The organism is Nitrospira sp. MA-1, assembly GCA_032139905.1.
Classification (GTDB): domain Bacteria; phylum Nitrospirota; class Nitrospiria; order Nitrospirales; family UBA8639; genus Nitrospira_E.
In genome coordinates this window covers 1,390,350-1,406,484 of the sequence record JAQJDB010000007.1, presented here as the reverse complement: position 1 = coordinate 1,406,484, position 16,135 = coordinate 1,390,350, and the positions used below count along the sequence as shown (strand labels likewise).

Genomic DNA, 16,135 nt, shown 5'->3' with positions numbered 1-16,135 from the left:
GCTAGGTACCGTCCCCCGCCCCTAAAGTCGCTTTCATAACATCATTGGCCCATTCGGTACTGAGAAAATACTCATGGCGTATTACGTGGGGCTCAAATCGACTATCCTCAATCTGATCCCAATCTCCTCGTTCGTAAGACATCACGCAGGTTAAAATTTCTCCAAAGCATCCCTGCCGTTCGGTCAGAGCAAGCAGAACTTCAGACGCAAGAGGAAGACCTGCAAGAAGTTGTTTCATTTCACAATCAAAGTAGGCATCCAATACAGAAAATAGGCCAATGGTAAAGCCTTGGCTTGTGGACTCCCCTTGTAGCCGGCTCAACCCTTGACACATTCGTCCCCGGATCAGCGCAATGCGCATCAGTTCGCTTGGCTTTCCGCCGGTATTAGCCAGCACAAGCAAGGAGGCCCATTGCCGCATACGTTCGGTCCCTACCATCCCAACGGCTTGTCCAATTGAATTGACTACTCGGGGAAGGCCCACAGATGCAGAATTCACAAAACGAAGGAGCTTGAGACTCAGCGACAGATCATTTTCAACCAACGCCTCAAGATCTTCCATTTTAATATCGGGATCTTGCAATTTGGCCAATAACAGCACGATCGCCATACGATTTCCGGAAAGCTTGACTCCCTCCATGATCTGCGGTTTACAAAAGAAGTATCCTTGAAAATATTCAAATCCCTGTTCATAACAGAACGTATACACCTCTTGATTTTCAACTTTTTCTGCAAGCAATCGAACGGGATATTGCTTCAACACATCAATTTGCTCCAGAAGCTGTTCACTCGTTAAGGCCAAAATATCCACTTTCACAAAGTCAGTAACTTCTAATAATGCTCGGTGAGAATCCCGCACGATAAAATCATCCAGCGCGATTTTATACCCAAGTTGCCTAGCCCTGACAAGAGATTGGAGGACGAGGGGCGTTGGCTCAATGGACTCCAATACCTCGAGAACCACATTATTCTTTGGCAGGACTTCATAATTTTGACTTAAAAAGAAATTCGCTGTCAGATTGATGAACGCCTGACCCGTTCCAGCAATCTGGTCAATTCCCATCTCTAAAAACGTATTCACCATGACCCTGGCGGTAGCCTCATCCCCGTCAATCACTTGTGCACTATTGGCTTCACCATCTCGATATAAGAGCTCATAGCCAAAAACACCTTTTTCACGATCAAAAATGGCCTGTCGCCCAACCAGAACGGAGTGCTTGATGTTTGGAGCAGCCGTTAAAGTCATAACAACCTTTCAAGGTTAAAAATCACCAACTTTAGAGGTATCCCCACGATAACCAGGTCCTCAAACGAATAAGTAAAGGAGGTGCTACACTGAATCCTGCACACCACCACTAAAAAATTCAGCCAAAAATTTTTATCATTCCCAGAAAAAGAATTGTCCAAAGTTCTTCAGCTATGGTATAGATCTTTTCGTTCTTGGTGAAATACGGCGGTGTAGCTCAGGTGGTAGAGCAGCGGACTCATAAGCCGCGGGCCGGGGGTTCAAATCCCTCCACCGCCACCAAGTTTCTTATTTCCCTTCCTCTCCCTTGATCCCAGGAAACAGCCGACGCTTCCCCGTTGGGACACATTAGGACACAAAAGTTATCCGACCGGAGCGCGTTGGGTCGCATTCGATGAGGAATCTACGGTTGATGCCGAATGACGATTCTCAGCCGGCGCTTCATTTAATGGAACTTCAATGAATACCGAAGTTCCTTTAGACGGTTGACTGTGGATTTTCAAACGAGCCCCTATCTTCTTTGCCCGATTGACCATATTTCCTAATCCATGTCCTTGAGCCCGGACAAGATCAACTTCAAAACCCTTCCCATTATCTGACACCTCCACAACCGTGTCTGTAGCCGTCATCTTCGCAGACACCTGTCCCTTCTTCGCGTGCGAATATTGTATGCTATTTAGAACGGCCTCTCGTACAATATGTAGCAGCTGAGCACCCTGCTCGCGTGACAGTTGATCCTCACAAGAGGGATCGACATTGACCAGTATCGGGAATGAAGCTTCCTGACTCAAATCTTCTACCAGTGTCTTGAGTGCCACCTCGAATTTATTCCCCAACAGAACTCCGGCCTTGAGATTTTCCAAAAACCCCTTGAGCATCTCTGACATTTCGGCCACTTGATCAATAATGCAGTTGGTGGGACGCCCTACCTCCATAGCCATTTGAATTTTTTGCAAGGCGCGGGCGATACGTTCATAAAAGTGCAGAATAATGACATTTCGTTCCTCAATGACGGCTAATAGCTCCTTATTGCGTTTAAGAAGGTGCAAAAATGGGCCCAACCGCATGATTCCAGCTAACAATAATCCGGCGACAACAAAACCCAGCCATGTACTCACAAAATTCACTGGAGGAGGATTCAGTTCAAGGGAGGGAATGGTTATCCCATAAGTCTTCTGAATAGCCAGGAGCCCAACTGCCACACTTAAGAGATTCCATACCAGGGTATTTTCAGTCGAACGTACACGACGAAGAAGCAAAACAACCGTCAACCAATGCGTCAGACAGGTTGCGAGCAACACCCAAAACAAAAGTGTCTCACCATTCATCTAGCTAAGACATCCTTCCCCCGTAATACATAGACCTTCCTTCTTCACCTAAAGCGGGTTGACCCTCCCTCTATCGTGTTTGGTCACCCCCAATATTCTCGGCTACAGAACAGATTAAGGCAGTCAATAAAACCATTAGCGAATGCATTTCACAGCCTCGCTCTTCTTGTCGGAAATTTCCCAGACCATCTTAAGAAAACCATTCTTGAATAACCTTGATTTAGGCTTTCTGCTCTAGTGATCTCCTCCAATCCCATCTCCTTCGACAGAGCCCGGCGCGCTGTCAATTCGTGACTCCTCTCCTCCTCCCTCTGAGGTATTTACCTGTAGGAATCTGTCAGACAGACTCCTCACAGTGTTGGGATATAGTGAGATGCGATTAGCCATAATTTTCTTCTTAAGCCTTCTTTTCTGGTCGGTAACCATCTCAATCGAGTATGGGAATCGGAACACAAACACCACTTTCACAGCCCAAGCCTGTTCAGGGGAAGTCAATGGAGACGTCCTCCTTGATTATTTACAGATAGGAAGAATTAAGGGAATAAGAGATAATGGCCGCATACTTACGGTTGGCCTCACTTCCGATTGGGCAACCCTTCCCTCAGACATTCAGCAGAAAACATATGAAGCAGTCGCCTGCTATGCCAAAACGCAACAGCGCACCTTGCAGGTTATTGAAACTCCATAAAAAACCAACCGAAGACTCGGATTGAAGGAACTCAGGCAGGTGGACCGTGTCGATGCTGGAGGGACTCTCGATAATGTTCAGTTAGAATCTCAGCTCGACCTTCATCCATAAGTACAAGCTGACGTTGATCGAAAACATTGGCGAAATAAAGATATGTCAGATGGGTTGTGGTCCCCAACTCGATATGCATTTCCCCTCTCTCACCATCTTGAAAAGTCGACTCCCGTTGAACGTGTTTGGAGGGAAGTCCTTCGTAGATGATTTGTGCAGAGGAATGGTGATTTTCGTAACAAGGCGCGGATTGATCCTCCCCAGCGTGAATCATGCCGCCCCAAAAGTCATGAACCAACTGTTGAAAGTCAGACTCGGTTATGTAGGTAACAGTTTCAACCAATTGATGTAATAGATCCCGATCCGCCCCAGCTCCAATAACCAGGCCTGTCAAACCGGAGGAATACTGACACAAACCCCAAGCAAAGATTTCCTTCCACAGTCCGAAGCGAAACATCCAGGACCCCATACTGGAGTGAACACCCGAAACACTGGCACTCACTTGATCTGTAGCCAACACCCGCCCCATCTTTTCGGCAGCAATCCCGATGCACCGATAGAGTGTTTCACCTGATGCCCGATATGGTTCCTCATTCCATCCAAGAGTCTCCACACCCTGTGTGATCCGGGCAACCTCATACAGGGGTCCATCGGTCACCTCATCATCCACTGACCGATACCGGCAGAAAACCGGCGAAGATATGGGAAACAAGCCTCTGGCACCTAACGCACGTTGAAAGAAAATACGCCGACCAAGATTCCAGGTTTTTTCAAAAAGGAGCATTCTCCCAATCGACCCTAATACCAACATCAAGGCATCCAAACGTCCCTGTACTCCCGTCAGAACTTCCAGCTGCTCCTGTCGTTGATGGTCATTGGCACGTTGAAACGTTTCCCAGGTTCGGCTTGGAAGCCCAGGCTCCCGTTCCGCTTGAAACAACGTATGCGTCGAAAGAATGAGATCGTAAGTTCCGGAAATCTGTTGTGGTGGCACATGAGAGATCTCAAAGCGAACATTTCTGATTTGTCGTTTTTCTGCCTCAAGACAAGCCATTTCAATCGATCGAGGCGATCGATCGATTCCCACAAATTCAACGTCAGGATGCTGTAGGGCAAAAAATATAGTTAGAATGCCAACCCCACAACCATAGTCCAAAACCTGTTGAGCCGGTGCGATCCGGCGACACACAGCGGTTCCTATCCTCAAAAAATATTGCAACCGCTGGGAATACAAAATGGGCATAAGATCCCGACGTGCCAATCCATCATAAAACTCAATGTCGCCCTTTCCGTTTTCTTCACGGTATCGATGTTCGATCAATCGTTGAAAATCGTTCAATTCCTCTTTGGAAAGCGTCTCCCGTTGCCAGCCATAGTATGACGCCTCATCACGAAATTCTCGCAATCCCCAAGACTGCAAATAAGGGAAAAGCTCCGCATGATATTCAGTATTTTCTTCTATTTCATATCCCATAATGAACCCGAGCAAGAAATTCACTCAAAAGAAAATTGAATACCGGAAACGATGGCAGACCGGAGGAACGGAGAAAAACGATTAAGGCAAACAACGGGATTTGACTAACGAAGGCATGGGAATATGCATAGCCAACACACCGGTACCGGGCCATGCATATTTCATCAAAAAGCCAACTAAAACTTGGCAGATAACATCATCGCATCCTGGTAGGCCTGAGGTACCGGGTGTGGCTGTTGGAGTTGCCCAGTTCCCAATACCATATATTTTTCAATCGTGAGCTTCGAGAGAATAAGAGGACCTCGCCCTTGCATTCGAGTGCTATTACTTCCGATATCCGGACCAAGACCGAACTGAGGTCCTCCATGAAGGCGGGTCGAAGCATTTACCATAACGGCGCTCGAATCAACCTCTCGGACAAAGCGCATGGCCAGCTGATAATCCCGGGTCACAATCGTATCCGTATGTCCTGGGGCATAGGTCCCAATATGATCGATGGCCTCCTGACTATCCTTCACCACTTTAATATTCAGGGTCAAGGATTGATATTTTTTCCCCCAGTCGGTTTCCTCCGCCACCTTAATCCCTAAATGCCCGCTCATTTCCAAAACACCCAACATGGAAACCGTTTTAGGACAGCCATGCAAGGTCACCCGAAATTCCTGAAGAAGTCTTCGTGTTAATCCTGGCAATAAATGCCGAGAAACGCCCTGATGCACCAGAAGGGTGTCCATAGAATTCGCTTCGAATGGCGATTGAAGTTTGGCATTGACTGCAATCGTTTGTGCTAGGGGAAGATCAACATCCTGATCAACATACACATGACACAGACCTCCCTCAAAGCCAATGACCGGAACTCTGGACTGCTCCATGATTCCATTGCGCAAACCAGCGCTCCCTCGGGTAATCACAGCTTGAACGTATTGAGGATATCGCACCATTTCCAGGGCTGCCTCCGGGGAACTCCGGTCGAGAAACGTTAATCCCCCTTCGGGGACCCCATTGGAAACCGCAGCCTTCTGGAGATAGTGAACAATTGCACCATTCGTATGAAACCACTCGGTTCCCCCACGAAAAACGCAGACATTATTGGTCTTCATGCACATCCCAAACGACTCAACTGTCACCAGAGGACCCATATCCGACACCACCGCCACAATACCCAGGGGGGAACGTACCGTATGAACCTGCATGCCATCAGTAGTCAGCCAGGCATGACTCACTTCTCCGATTGGATCAGGAAGAGCCTGTAAATCTAACAGCCGTTGCTGCATAAGGTGAATCGTGTCTTCTGAAATTCGAATCCGTTCTGATGCCTCACGATGGGCTTGTTGATCAGTTGCCTTGGAAATGCCGGCCAAATCTTTTGCATTGGCCTCTAAAATTTCCTGAGTATGATCGACTAAACTCTCGGCCATCGCCAGTAACGCCTGATTTTTCGCACTAGGAGATATGCAGGCCATGGGGCGAGCAACTTCCTTCGCTCCCTTCAGAAGCGCTTGCACATACAGTTTCAGAGGTACTTCAACCATCCTTCGCACTCCTTCATCATAAAAATGTTTGAAAACCGGATTGACTATAGCCATGAAGACTCATGGAGTCAAAAATTGCATTGATTCAAAAAGATTTTTTACATGTCCTTCCTTATATTCTACGATGCCCGCCGAAGGCCAAGCTCCCGTCGCATACCTATTAAAAGATAATCAGGGTTGAATTAGAATTTCCACCTATGCTAACCTCGTTTGGTTTAATGGAAAATTATTAAGCATCAATTAAATTGCATGAATGTCTCTTCACTTGGAACAGCCTGCCTGATAAGACAATCCGCCTTTATTGTCTCCTGCCGGTCCCATTTGAGCCAAATTACTGTTTTGAATTTCGTTAAAAAATCCACTGTTTCGTGTTAAATCAGTATATCTCTGAAAGGGGGTGGGAAGGTCCGTTATGGTCACGATTAAATCGTTATTAGAAGCTGGGGTTCACTTCGGGCATCAAACAAATCGGTGGAACCCGAAGATGAAACGCTATATCTTTGGGGAAAAAAACGGCATTTATATTATTGACCTCCAAATTTCTCTTCAATGTTTCCAAAAAGCCTACGAATTTACCCGAGATACGGTGGCTGCAGGGGAATCCGTCTTATTCGTGGGGACGAAGCGGCAAGCCATGGGCATTGTGGAGGAAGAAGCCAATCGTTGTGGAATGTTTTTTGTCAACCAGCGATGGCTGGGTGGCATGTTGACGAATTTCCAGACCCTCCGTCGCAGCATCAATCAACTAAAAAAACTCGAAGCAGCAGAAACCGACGGCACATATGAACGACTGAAGAAAAAAGAAATCGTTCGTATGAAAAAAGAGCAAGCCAAACTTGAAAAATATTTGAGCGGCATCAAAGGCATGAACGATATTCCTGGGTGCATTTATATCTTAGACACCCGTATCCAACATATTACGGTCAAGGAAGCCAATCGTCTTGGCATTCCGGTTATTGCCCTCGTGGACACCAACTGTGACCCTGAAGGCGTAGACTTTCCTATTCCTGGGAATGACGATGCTATTCGATCACTCAAATTATTCACGGGACAAATTGCCGACGCTTGCATCGAAGGTACTGAAATTCGCCGGAAGCGACAGGAGTCAGTCGCAAATGGCGAGGGGTTCCTTCCAGACAACCCTGAACAAGGTCAACCATCAGTTGCGGCAAACCAGAATTCCCAGCCTGTCTAAGGATCCCGGGTTCATCAATTTGAACCGAAATTTATAATACAATACTCAGTAGGAGAGCATGCATATGTCTAGCTTGAGTGCCTTGGTGAAGGAGTTGCGAGGCAAAACAGGGGCAGGAATCCTTGATTGTCAAAAAGCCCTTCAAGACACAGAAAATAATGTTGAAAAAGCCATCGATCTGTTGCGCCAAAAAGGGTTGGCTGCTGCGCAAAAAAAGGCAGGACGAGAAACCAAAGAGGGCATTATCTCCTCCTATATTCATTCAGGATCAAAAATCGGAGTTCTGATCGAAGTCAATTGTGAAACAGACTTTGTTGCACGAAATGAAGAATTTCAAGCGTTCGTCAAAGAAGTGGCTCTACAAATCGCGGCCTCCCATCCTTTGTATATTAAACGTGAAGACGTTCCGGCTGACTTGATTGAACGGGAAAAAAATATCTATCTCGCGCAGATAAAGGAATCGGGCAAACCCGAAGCGAGTTGGGAAAAAATCATCAAAGGGAAATTGGAAAAATACTTTCAGGAACAATGCCTCCTGGAACAAGGCTTCATTAAGGATCCCAGCATCAGCATCCAAGATCTCCTTTCGCAGAAAATCGCAAAATTAGGGGAAAACCTCACGATCAGTCGCTTTACGCGCTACCAACTCGGCCAGGACTAATGTCGCTCAAATATCGCCGGGTTCTCTTAAAGATCAGTGGAGAAATGCTTGCTGGGGAACAAACCTACGGCATTCAGCCTTCCGTTTTACATAACCTCGCAGACGAAATTGCCGACGTCCTGACCATGAAGGTGGAAATCGCCATTGTGATTGGAGGTGGCAACATTTTCAGAGGCCTCGCTGCGAGTGCCTCTGGCATGGAACGAGCTTCGGCCGATTATATGGGCATGCTCGCGACCATGTTGAATGCTCTGGCTTTGCAAAATGCGTTAGAGAAAAAAGACGTCCCCACCAGGGTCTTATCGGCAATTGAGATGCGTCAGTTAGCCGAAAGCTACATTCGTCGTCGGGCTATTCGGCATTTGGAAAAAAAACGTGTGGTGATTTTCGCCGCTGGCACCGGCAATCCATACTTTACCACCGACACGGCCGCCGCGCTCCGGGCCATGGAAATTGGTGCGGATGTGATCATGAAAGGCACGAAGGTTGATGGAATCTACGACGCGGACCCGATGACGACACCCACGGCAAAACGCTTCACGGAATTACCATTTTTATCGGTGCTCAATAAAAGCCTGAAAGTCATGGACGCTACAGCCATCACGCTGTGCATGGATAATGATCTGCCTATCATTGTCTTCAATCTGACGTCCTCAGGAAACATCAGAAAAATCCTTGAGGGAGAACCGATCGGCACCATTGTCTCCAAAAATGCGCTTGTCACTTAACGTGGGGAATGATCATGAACGATCCAACCATTCTTAAAACTACTCAGCGAATGGAGGGAGCCATCGAGCACCTCAAGAGAGAATTCATGTCTCTCCGAACCGGTCGTGCTTCATTAGGACTACTCGACCATATTACCGTTGATTATTACGGGACGCCCACTCCCCTCAAGCAGGTTGCCAACCTCGCGATTCCTGAGAGCCGTATGATCACCATTCAACCCTGGGATACCTCCCAAATCCGGGAAATTGAACGTGCCATCATTAGTTCGGAATTGGGACTCACTCCCTCCAATGACGGAAAACTCATTCGGCTCCCCATTCCCCCATTGAGCGAAGAACGACGGAAGGATTTAGTCAAACTCAGTAAAAAATATGGGGAAGAGACCAAAGTACAGATTCGTGGATTTCGTCGTGAAGGCAATGACGAACTCAAACACCTTCACAAAGAAAGCTCACTGACAGAAGATGCCAAGGGCCGCCTGGAAACCGAGATCCAAAAACTCACAGACAAATTCATACAGGCCGTCGATGACCTCACCAAGAAAAAGGAGGAGGAAATACTCGCGATCTGAGGAATATTTGTGATACCGACCAGGCCACCTTCACCTTCCGACCTTCGACACCTTCCGCCTCCGATCACCGTTTCTATCCGTCTTGATGCGCTAACCAGAAATTTCCAACAAATCCGGCAATCGATCACTTCGTCGACAAAAGTTCTGGCCGTCATTAAAGCCGATGCCTATGGCCATGGGGCAATCCCTGTAGCTCAAACCCTGGAACACCTGGGCATCTTTGGATTTGGCGTCGCATCGGTCATGGAAGGCATAGTCCTTCGAGAACACCACATCCGCTGCCCCATCCTGGTCATGGGACCACTGCTACCGGAACATCTACCCGAGATTATTCGGCATCAGCTAACACCGGTGATTTCACGGGCCGAAATTGTTCAACAACTTCTGGAGCTACTTTCTCCTCGGGCCACCCCCTTTCCCATTCACCTCAAAGTCGACACCGGATTACACCGACTTGGCTTCGAAACTGATCAAGCCCTCTCTCTACTCACCGGACTATCACTCTCAACTCCTCTCATTGAAATACAGGGCCTCCTGAGCCATTTTGCTGATGCCGACAATCATGACCCCACATTAACCAATAGGCAAATCCAATCATTTCTGGCATTTATCGACCAGGCAAAGCAACTGGGGATCCATAAACCGATTCTTCATATGGCCAATAGCGCAGGAATCCTCTTTCATCCAACTGCCCATTTGGGCATGGTTAGACCTGGATTAATGTTATATGGATACGCACCGCGGCAGGAGAGTTCGCCACAGTCCCTCACGCTTGAACCGGTAATGCAAGCCACCACATACGTGGCCCATCTCCGCTCACTTCAGCCGGGCGAAATTGTGGGATACAATGCTTTGTTCCGCACACGGAGACCATCTCAAATCGCCGTCCTGCCGGTGGGCTATACCCACGGATTTCCCCGTCATCTCACCGGCGTCGGGCATGTCCTACTCAAGGGAGAAGCGGCCCCAATTATTGGAAAAATTTGCATGGATATGATGATGGTGGATGTCACGGACATCCCCCATCCAACTGTTGGAGACGAGGTCATGCTATTGGGAAAACAGGGAACGCGGGAAATAACAGCCGAAGATCATGCCGGATGGTTAAAAACGATTCCCTATGAAGTCTTATGCGGGATCGGAGGAAAGGCAAACCGGATTTACCTTCCCCACATTCCTGACTCTTCTCCGTCACCAGCACCAAAACCGTCAGCAAAAAAAATCCTGGAATGACCACCTAGCTGACGGATTCATTCCCCACACGACCACATTGACTCAGGCAAAGGGTTTAGCATTTTAGGTTTTCAACTTACGCTTTAAATGTTTCTCGACACTTGCCACCTTGCCAGCCAACCGGCCTTTCTTCCCACGCCGATAATCAACCTTAATCACACAAGAAATCCGAGGGCAATCCTTTTTCATTCTGGTATAGCAATCTTTCACGACGCGAAACACGTCATCCCACTCGCCTTCCAACACAGTTCCCATGGGATTGAGGCGATAATCCACTCCGCTTTTATCAATCAGGTCTAGTGACCGGGACACATATTTTCCGACACTCTCGCCTTTACCAAGAGGCGACATGCTAAATTCCAACAGCACCATTACCCACCTTCCTTTCCAACGGGTTCCACCTGCTCCTCACTGGACAACTTCCAACTATTGGGATACTCCATTTCCCCGGTCAATTGAAAGCCATTGACCGCTTCCGCCAGGCGCTCACGACGCCGACGGTCGCTCACTTCCGTACTCTTTAGCTCTTCACGCAGGGCGCCCAACCAATCCAGGAACTGGTCAAATTCATCATCAAACAGCAATTCAAGGTTTTGACGAAGCACCTTCGCCAGAGCCGGAGCGGTCCCGCTCGTACTAATCGCTATTCGAAGATTCCCGCGCTTGACCAGCGCAGGCATAATGATCGTCGAATATTCTGGCAAATCCATCGACCACACCAGACAGCGTTCCGTTTTCGCCAACTCGAACAGGGACTTAGCCAAATCCAGATCGTCCTTCAACACATTCATAATCAGCACAACCCCTTGAGCATCACCGGATCGAAAGGTTCGTCCCCGATGAATAATTTTCCCTGAGGCAGTCAATTTCCGCAAATCGACATGAAGAGTAGGACTTACCACCGTAACTTTTGCTCCGGCATCCAACAACCGATGCACCTTCTCCACGGCTTCCTCATCACCACCAATCACCATACATTGGCGACCATCCAAATCAAGTGTTACCTGAAACCCTGCATTCTTCGTCATGAATATCCTCCTTTAGAACCCGACACATCTTACCCAACATGCACCACAGGGGGAAAGGGTAAAATCCCCAATCCCCTGGCCCACAAACTTGCATGGGTCGCAGGCGACAAAACACACGGAAAGGAACACGGAGAACAGGTCGAGAGAACCGAGAGACGGAATGCCTATTACAGGGGTGCTGAGAAACGGACAGGAAAAATCAGGCAGGGTTTATTCGACCGGATGCTGAAGACTTTCTGAACTTTGAATACCGAGAGACTCATAAATTTTCAAGGTTGCCTTCGATTTATTCAAGGTATAAAAATGAATACCCTTCACTTTATGATCAATCAGATCCACCACCTGTTCGGTCGCCCAATGAATGCCCACCCCTTCCGCATAAACATCATTCTCCGCTCGATCCATCGCCCGCAAAAGTTTTGCCGGAATACGGGCCCCAAGCGCCAGCTCAGACATGCGAGCCATGCCCTTCCTGGAAACAATCGGCATAATGCCCGCGATGATCGGTACTTTAATGCCCACAACTTCGCAACGTTCACAAAAATCAAAAAAGTCCCGATTATCAAAAAACAATTGGGTACAGATATAATCAGCACCCGCATCAACTTTTCGCTTCAGATTGTCCATTTCCTGTAACCGGTTGGGCGTACCGGGATGTCCTTCGGGAAATCCCGCCACTCCCACGCCCATTTCAGGAAACTGCTGCTTAATAAACCACACCAGATCAGACGCAAACTGAAAGCCATCCTGAGGAATCTCCACCGCCGTGCATCCCTTGGGAGGATCTCCCCGCAAAGCCATAATGTTATGGATACCGCTGGCCTGGTATTTCGAAAGAATCTGATGAATTTCCTGACGGCCTGATCCCACGCAGGTTAAATGAGACACAATCGTCAGATCGGTTTCCCGTTTCAGCTTCACGACTAAATCATGCGTGCGTTCCCTGGTAGATCCGCCAGCCCCATAGGTTACACTGACATACGCAGGCTTTAACGGCATGAGGGCCGAAATCGCTTCAAACAGTTCTTGAAACGTCCGTTCCGTTTTTGGGGGGAAAAACTCGAAACTAATCGCAGGATGATGCGTCCGCAACACCTCAGAAATATGCATGGTCATACCTTAAATCGCTCACCCACGTTTGTCTAGTCTCTATCACAATTCGGCCTTGGCATGAAAAACAGAAAGAGGTCTCACACACCAACGAACGAGAATTGCGCCCACAAGACCGGTCAAAACCAGAACGGTCAGAAGATGAAACACGGTCACATTCCCAATCGCAATGGGAATCCCCTGCCCCTCTAAGGTACTCAAAAACATGACATACCGGACCATCCCCATCAGTACCAGGGTGATCACCGTACAAATAATCCCTCCCCAAACAAGACCTTTGACATGCGGCACCATAAATGACGCATTTAACAACACCATGGCCACCAGGGCTGCCATCACCCCCACGATGAAGAATGCAGAGGCCAAGCCGGCGCCATCAATCAGGCCACCTCTCGGCCCCTCACCCAAGACCAGAAACAACCAGGGACCGATAAACATTTGCGGGACCAGCCCCGCTAACATCCAACCAATCCCGTACCGAACCTGTCCATCGGATGGGAGGAAGCGTGAAGGAGAGGTGGAGTCAGTGGCAACCGGCCCGCCTGACCATCCCAACAGCCCCAGCAGCGTCACCACCAATCCCCCAGCAGCCAAACCGGCAAAAAGAAGATGGAGGCTTTTTGGAACTACTCGGGTCCAATCCACGGTCGACAATCCGAGTACAAACCATCCCCCAGCCACATGTCCTTCATGCGCCATGGCATCCCATCGGGCTAACCAGAGGACACCGGCTCCAAAGAACAGGACGCTCGCACATCCCAGCCAGACAATCCCCGAATGCTTTCCGGAACCATTTTTCTGCAGGCTTTTCCAAAGGCAGAATCCGCCCAACACAAAACCCAACATTTCCTCATAGCTCCACGGCCCCACGGCAATATGAGATTCCGGCAGAGGGAAACCAAGAATGGCCGGCACAAGAAGTCCGACAACTGAAGATATCACCAGCAAACCGACCGTCAATCGAACGACCAAGGAGGTAAGAACCTCCCGGAGCCCTCTTTGATAGGAATCGCCTTGCCAGCGACACAGCAACTCCGTCACGAGCAACAGAAGCGTCAATCCTAACGGCAACACCATCCGCCACACATCCAAGACCGCAAACAGCAGGAACCCGTCAACCATATCCGTTCTCTTTTCTTAACACATGATGAGAAAAAAATTAAAAAATTAGGCCATGCCGGATAAACAAGGATACTCTAGCAGGCTGTTGAAAAATTCAAAATTTCGCTGAGAGCGTTCGCAATCCAAAATTTTGTGATCTCCCATGAGCGAAGCAGGATGTTCAAAAAGACCCGTCCAGAATTGGCCTGAGGCTTATCGAAGAAAAGGCTGCTTCCGCTTGAACGGGCGAAGCGTACAGAGAAGTACGTGAGCACGGCCAAGGGGCGAGAACGCCGCTACGGACTTTTTTAACACCCTGCTAGGGAATAGAACACGTCCTGTAAGGGAAAGTCATCCTCATCCCTTCAAACGGTCTTCAAAACCCGACCTTAGTCGGGCGAGGCCTGGACAATCTGGAGCCATCCCCGGTTATGAAGAAGGTGAACAGGAGTCTCAAAAAGGACGGATAGCCGGTGATCATTCAGCACATCCCCCTTAAGACCATCTTCCATGATCCGGCCCTGTTTCAACAACACAACCCGATCAATCTCCGGAGGAATTTCATGGACATGGTGCGTTACTAAAATCACCGTACCTCCACGGTGAATAAAATCTTGAATGATCTGAAGGTATTGAAAACACGCCTGCACATCCAGCCCGGTGGTTGGCTCATCTAACACAAGGATCTGAGGTTCGTGCACCAACGCCCGACCCAACAAAGCTCGCCGTTGTTCTCCGGTAGACATCTCCCCAAATGGGCGATCTCGAAGATGGGCAATCCCAAGCCTGCGCATCATCTCAGCGCTCTCGTTACGGTGTCGGAGACTGATGGTTTGGTGGTCATACACAGCCATACTAGAGAAAAACCCCGAAAGAATAATTTCCAACCCTGTGGTGTGGCCCGGATAGGCCTGTTGCATATCCGAGGAAATTATCCCAATCTGGGAGCGTAATTCCCACACGTTCCAATGCTCCTTCCCCATCAGCCGGACAAATCGATCCGGCCCGACGACCGGATACAGTTCCCTCGAAAGCAACTTCATAAATGTCGATTTCCCTGACCCATTGGGACCCAGGATGACGGTCGAACTCCCCTGACCAATTTCCAGGGACAGATCATGGAGGACAGGCTGAGTTCCCCGATACACCGTCGCATGGTGAATCTGAATGAAAGGGGATATTTTCGCACTCATCATGTCCTCCGCCATCCACACCCTCCTGCCACGGAAACAATCGACCAAGGCTCACAGACCACCAAGACACATGACGGTCTCCAACGAATCAACAGATTTCACCTCATGGGTAGGACACGGCATATCCCACCACATCCTCTTCCCCGAAAAACAGGACCGCTAACCTTTAGCAAAAACAACCCGTCCCACACAAAGACAAATTGCTCCATTTTGAAAAAATGAACGAACAGTAAAATCCACATAACGCCCACAATCAGACTATGGTTCACCATGAACAGACACAACCATCACTGGCACATCAGTTGCTTCTGATATAAAAATTGAGTGAGAGTCCGTAAGCCGTACAGAACGGCCAACATTCACCAGGCTACGTTTAAAAGAGGGAGGTCGAAATGAAATTGATGTCTTCAGGGTGCGCAATCGGGACCATGGCCTTTGTGTCCGGAATTACCTTGGGAATCGCAGCAGGCCTGTTGTGGGCTCCACAGTCCGGGAAACGAACCAGAGAAGACCTCCATGATCTTGCCTCCGATACGTTGGATCATGCCGAGGACTGGATAGACAATACCAAAGACACAGTTGACAATTTTGTCAAAAGAGGTAAAGCGGCCGTCATGGGCGCCTAATAGGTACAAAGCACTCAAGGGTTCAGAAGCTGTTCCGGGTATAGCAAACCATGAATGGAGAGAACACCCGGTGGAAAACTTTGTCGGCCCGAGTCGCCCGACAAGCCTGTCCCGGATGCAGTCGGATTGGCTCAGGCCATGATCCACGAAGGACCTCGCTTATCTATGCCATTCTCAATATGGGCACAGAGCCTTCCTCAAAGGCCTGGGATGACAAATGGGTGAAAGAGTTGCCAATGAGCATGTGTGTTCCCGACCTGAGTGAGGATAACTTTGTTTGGACACGAAACCCAGAAGACGCTTTGAAATTTGAATCCGAGGACACCAGAAAAAATGAGAAAAAGTCAAGGAACAATTTGCCCCTTCTAG

General features: G+C 48.6%; 16 protein-coding genes and 1 tRNA gene. 8 read left to right on the top strand and 9 right to left on the bottom strand.

Going from position 1 to position 16,135, the window contains the following annotated elements; translation table 11 throughout:
- Window position 1: 1 nt before the first annotated feature.
- Entirely contained in the window at window positions 2-1,246 is a 1,245-nt protein-coding gene (locus PJI16_19145; GenBank protein MDT3779681.1) for an HDOD domain-containing protein, read from the bottom strand.
- Window positions 1,247-1,452: 206 nt separating this feature from the next.
- On the opposite strand from PJI16_19145, the gene PJI16_19140 reads away from it, so the two are divergent.
- A tRNA-Met gene (locus tag PJI16_19140) sits at window positions 1,453-1,528 on the top strand.
- An 80-nt stretch (window positions 1,529-1,608) separates the two neighbouring features.
- On the opposite strand, the gene PJI16_19135 is transcribed toward PJI16_19140, so the two are convergent.
- Window positions 1,609-2,574, bottom strand: coding sequence for an ATP-binding protein (locus PJI16_19135; GenBank protein MDT3779680.1), 966 nt, complete (start codon window positions 2,572-2,574; stop codon window positions 1,609-1,611).
- 373 nt (window positions 2,575-2,947) lie between these two features.
- Between PJI16_19135 and PJI16_19130 the strand changes: the two genes are divergently transcribed.
- Window positions 2,948-3,262, top strand: coding sequence for a hypothetical protein (locus PJI16_19130; GenBank protein ID MDT3779679.1), 315 nt, complete (start codon window positions 2,948-2,950; stop codon window positions 3,260-3,262).
- Window positions 3,263-3,293: 31 nt separating this feature from the next.
- Here PJI16_19130 and PJI16_19125 read toward each other — a convergent pair whose 3' ends face one another.
- Entirely contained in the window at window positions 3,294-4,802 is a 1,509-nt protein-coding gene (locus PJI16_19125) for a methyltransferase domain-containing protein (GenBank protein MDT3779678.1), read from the bottom strand.
- Between the two features lie 161 nt (window positions 4,803-4,963).
- Entirely contained in the window at window positions 4,964-6,319 is a 1,356-nt protein-coding gene (locus PJI16_19120; protein ID MDT3779677.1) for a glutamate-5-semialdehyde dehydrogenase, read from the bottom strand.
- Window positions 6,320-6,731: 412 nt separating this feature from the next.
- Here PJI16_19120 and rpsB point away from each other — a divergent pair, with 412 nt between their 5' ends.
- The 5 genes from rpsB to alr all read left to right on the top strand — a co-directional run bounded on the left by rpsB (window position 6,732) and on the right by alr (window position 10,708).
- A complete protein-coding gene (rpsB, locus tag PJI16_19115; protein MDT3779676.1) occupies window positions 6,732-7,514 on the top strand; it encodes a 30S ribosomal protein S2 in 783 nt (260 codons plus the stop codon).
- Window positions 7,515-7,578: 64 nt separating this feature from the next.
- Complete coding sequence (tsf, locus tag PJI16_19110) at window positions 7,579-8,175, top strand: translation elongation factor Ts (GenBank protein ID MDT3779675.1); 597 nt, start codon at window positions 7,579-7,581, stop codon at window positions 8,173-8,175.
- Window positions 8,175-8,903: a UMP kinase gene (pyrH, locus tag PJI16_19105; protein ID MDT3779674.1), complete on the top strand. Its 729-nt coding sequence runs from the start codon at window positions 8,175-8,177 to the stop codon at window positions 8,901-8,903. The genes tsf and pyrH overlap by 1 nt, the downstream gene beginning before the upstream one ends.
- Before the next feature lie 14 nt (window positions 8,904-8,917).
- Window positions 8,918-9,475 carry a ribosome recycling factor gene (gene frr / locus PJI16_19100; GenBank protein ID MDT3779673.1) on the top strand — a complete coding sequence of 186 codons (558 nt, stop codon included), beginning with the start codon at window positions 8,918-8,920 and terminating at the stop codon, window positions 9,473-9,475.
- Between the two features lie 9 nt (window positions 9,476-9,484).
- Window positions 9,485-10,708: an alanine racemase gene (gene alr, locus PJI16_19095; protein ID MDT3779672.1), complete on the top strand. Its 1,224-nt coding sequence runs from the start codon at window positions 9,485-9,487 to the stop codon at window positions 10,706-10,708.
- A gap of 63 nt (window positions 10,709-10,771) precedes the next feature.
- Here the strand turns inward: alr and PJI16_19090 are convergent, their stop codons facing one another.
- The 5 genes from PJI16_19090 to PJI16_19070 all read right to left on the bottom strand — a co-directional run bounded on the left by PJI16_19090 (window position 10,772) and on the right by PJI16_19070 (window position 15,155).
- Window positions 10,772-11,080, bottom strand: coding sequence for an MTH1187 family thiamine-binding protein (locus PJI16_19090; protein ID MDT3779671.1), 309 nt, complete (start codon window positions 11,078-11,080; stop codon window positions 10,772-10,774).
- Window positions 11,080-11,736: a bifunctional precorrin-2 dehydrogenase/sirohydrochlorin ferrochelatase gene (locus PJI16_19085; GenBank protein MDT3779670.1), complete on the bottom strand. Its 657-nt coding sequence runs from the start codon at window positions 11,734-11,736 to the stop codon at window positions 11,080-11,082. The genes PJI16_19090 and PJI16_19085 overlap by 1 nt, the downstream gene beginning before the upstream one ends.
- A gap of 210 nt (window positions 11,737-11,946) precedes the next feature.
- Window positions 11,947-12,846: a methylenetetrahydrofolate reductase [NAD(P)H] gene (gene metF / locus PJI16_19080; GenBank protein ID MDT3779669.1), complete on the bottom strand. Its 900-nt coding sequence runs from the start codon at window positions 12,844-12,846 to the stop codon at window positions 11,947-11,949.
- 42 nt (window positions 12,847-12,888) lie between these two features.
- Window positions 12,889-13,968, bottom strand: coding sequence for a hypothetical protein (locus PJI16_19075; GenBank protein ID MDT3779668.1), 1,080 nt, complete (start codon window positions 13,966-13,968; stop codon window positions 12,889-12,891).
- Between the two features lie 368 nt (window positions 13,969-14,336).
- Window positions 14,337-15,155: an ATP-binding cassette domain-containing protein gene (locus PJI16_19070; protein ID MDT3779667.1), complete on the bottom strand. Its 819-nt coding sequence runs from the start codon at window positions 15,153-15,155 to the stop codon at window positions 14,337-14,339.
- A 377-nt stretch (window positions 15,156-15,532) separates the two neighbouring features.
- Between PJI16_19070 and PJI16_19065 the strand changes: the two genes are divergently transcribed.
- Window positions 15,533-15,766: a YtxH domain-containing protein gene (locus tag PJI16_19065; GenBank protein ID MDT3779666.1), complete on the top strand. Its 234-nt coding sequence runs from the start codon at window positions 15,533-15,535 to the stop codon at window positions 15,764-15,766.
- The last annotated feature ends 369 nt before the right edge of the window (window positions 15,767-16,135 follow it).

Coding starts and splice junctions, on each gene's coding strand:
- frr (MDT3779673.1), top strand. CDS start 8,918: ATGAACGATCCAACCATTCTTAAAACTACTCAGCGAATGGAGGGAGCC.
- pyrH (MDT3779674.1), top strand. CDS start 8,175: ATGTCGCTCAAATATCGCCGGGTTCTCTTAAAGATCAGTGGAGAAATG.
- tsf (MDT3779675.1), top strand. CDS start 7,579: ATGTCTAGCTTGAGTGCCTTGGTGAAGGAGTTGCGAGGCAAAACAGGG.
- PJI16_19120 (MDT3779677.1), bottom strand. CDS start 6,319: ATGGTTGAAGTACCTCTGAAACTGTATGTGCAAGCGCTTCTGAAGGGA.
- PJI16_19145 (MDT3779681.1), bottom strand. CDS start 1,246: ATGACTTTAACGGCTGCTCCAAACATCAAGCACTCCGTTCTGGTTGGG.
- PJI16_19065 (MDT3779666.1), top strand. CDS start 15,533: ATGAAATTGATGTCTTCAGGGTGCGCAATCGGGACCATGGCCTTTGTG.
- PJI16_19075 (MDT3779668.1), bottom strand. CDS start 13,968: ATGGTTGACGGGTTCCTGCTGTTTGCGGTCTTGGATGTGTGGCGGATG.
- PJI16_19090 (MDT3779671.1), bottom strand. CDS start 11,080: ATGGTGCTGTTGGAATTTAGCATGTCGCCTCTTGGTAAAGGCGAGAGT.
- metF (MDT3779669.1), bottom strand. CDS start 12,846: ATGCATATTTCTGAGGTGTTGCGGACGCATCATCCTGCGATTAGTTTC.
- PJI16_19085 (MDT3779670.1), bottom strand. CDS start 11,736: ATGACGAAGAATGCAGGGTTTCAGGTAACACTTGATTTGGATGGTCGC.
- PJI16_19130 (MDT3779679.1), top strand. CDS start 2,948: ATGCGATTAGCCATAATTTTCTTCTTAAGCCTTCTTTTCTGGTCGGTA.
- PJI16_19135 (MDT3779680.1), bottom strand. CDS start 2,574: ATGAATGGTGAGACACTTTTGTTTTGGGTGTTGCTCGCAACCTGTCTG.
- rpsB (MDT3779676.1), top strand. CDS start 6,732: ATGGTCACGATTAAATCGTTATTAGAAGCTGGGGTTCACTTCGGGCAT.
- PJI16_19070 (MDT3779667.1), bottom strand. CDS start 15,155: ATGGCGGAGGACATGATGAGTGCGAAAATATCCCCTTTCATTCAGATT.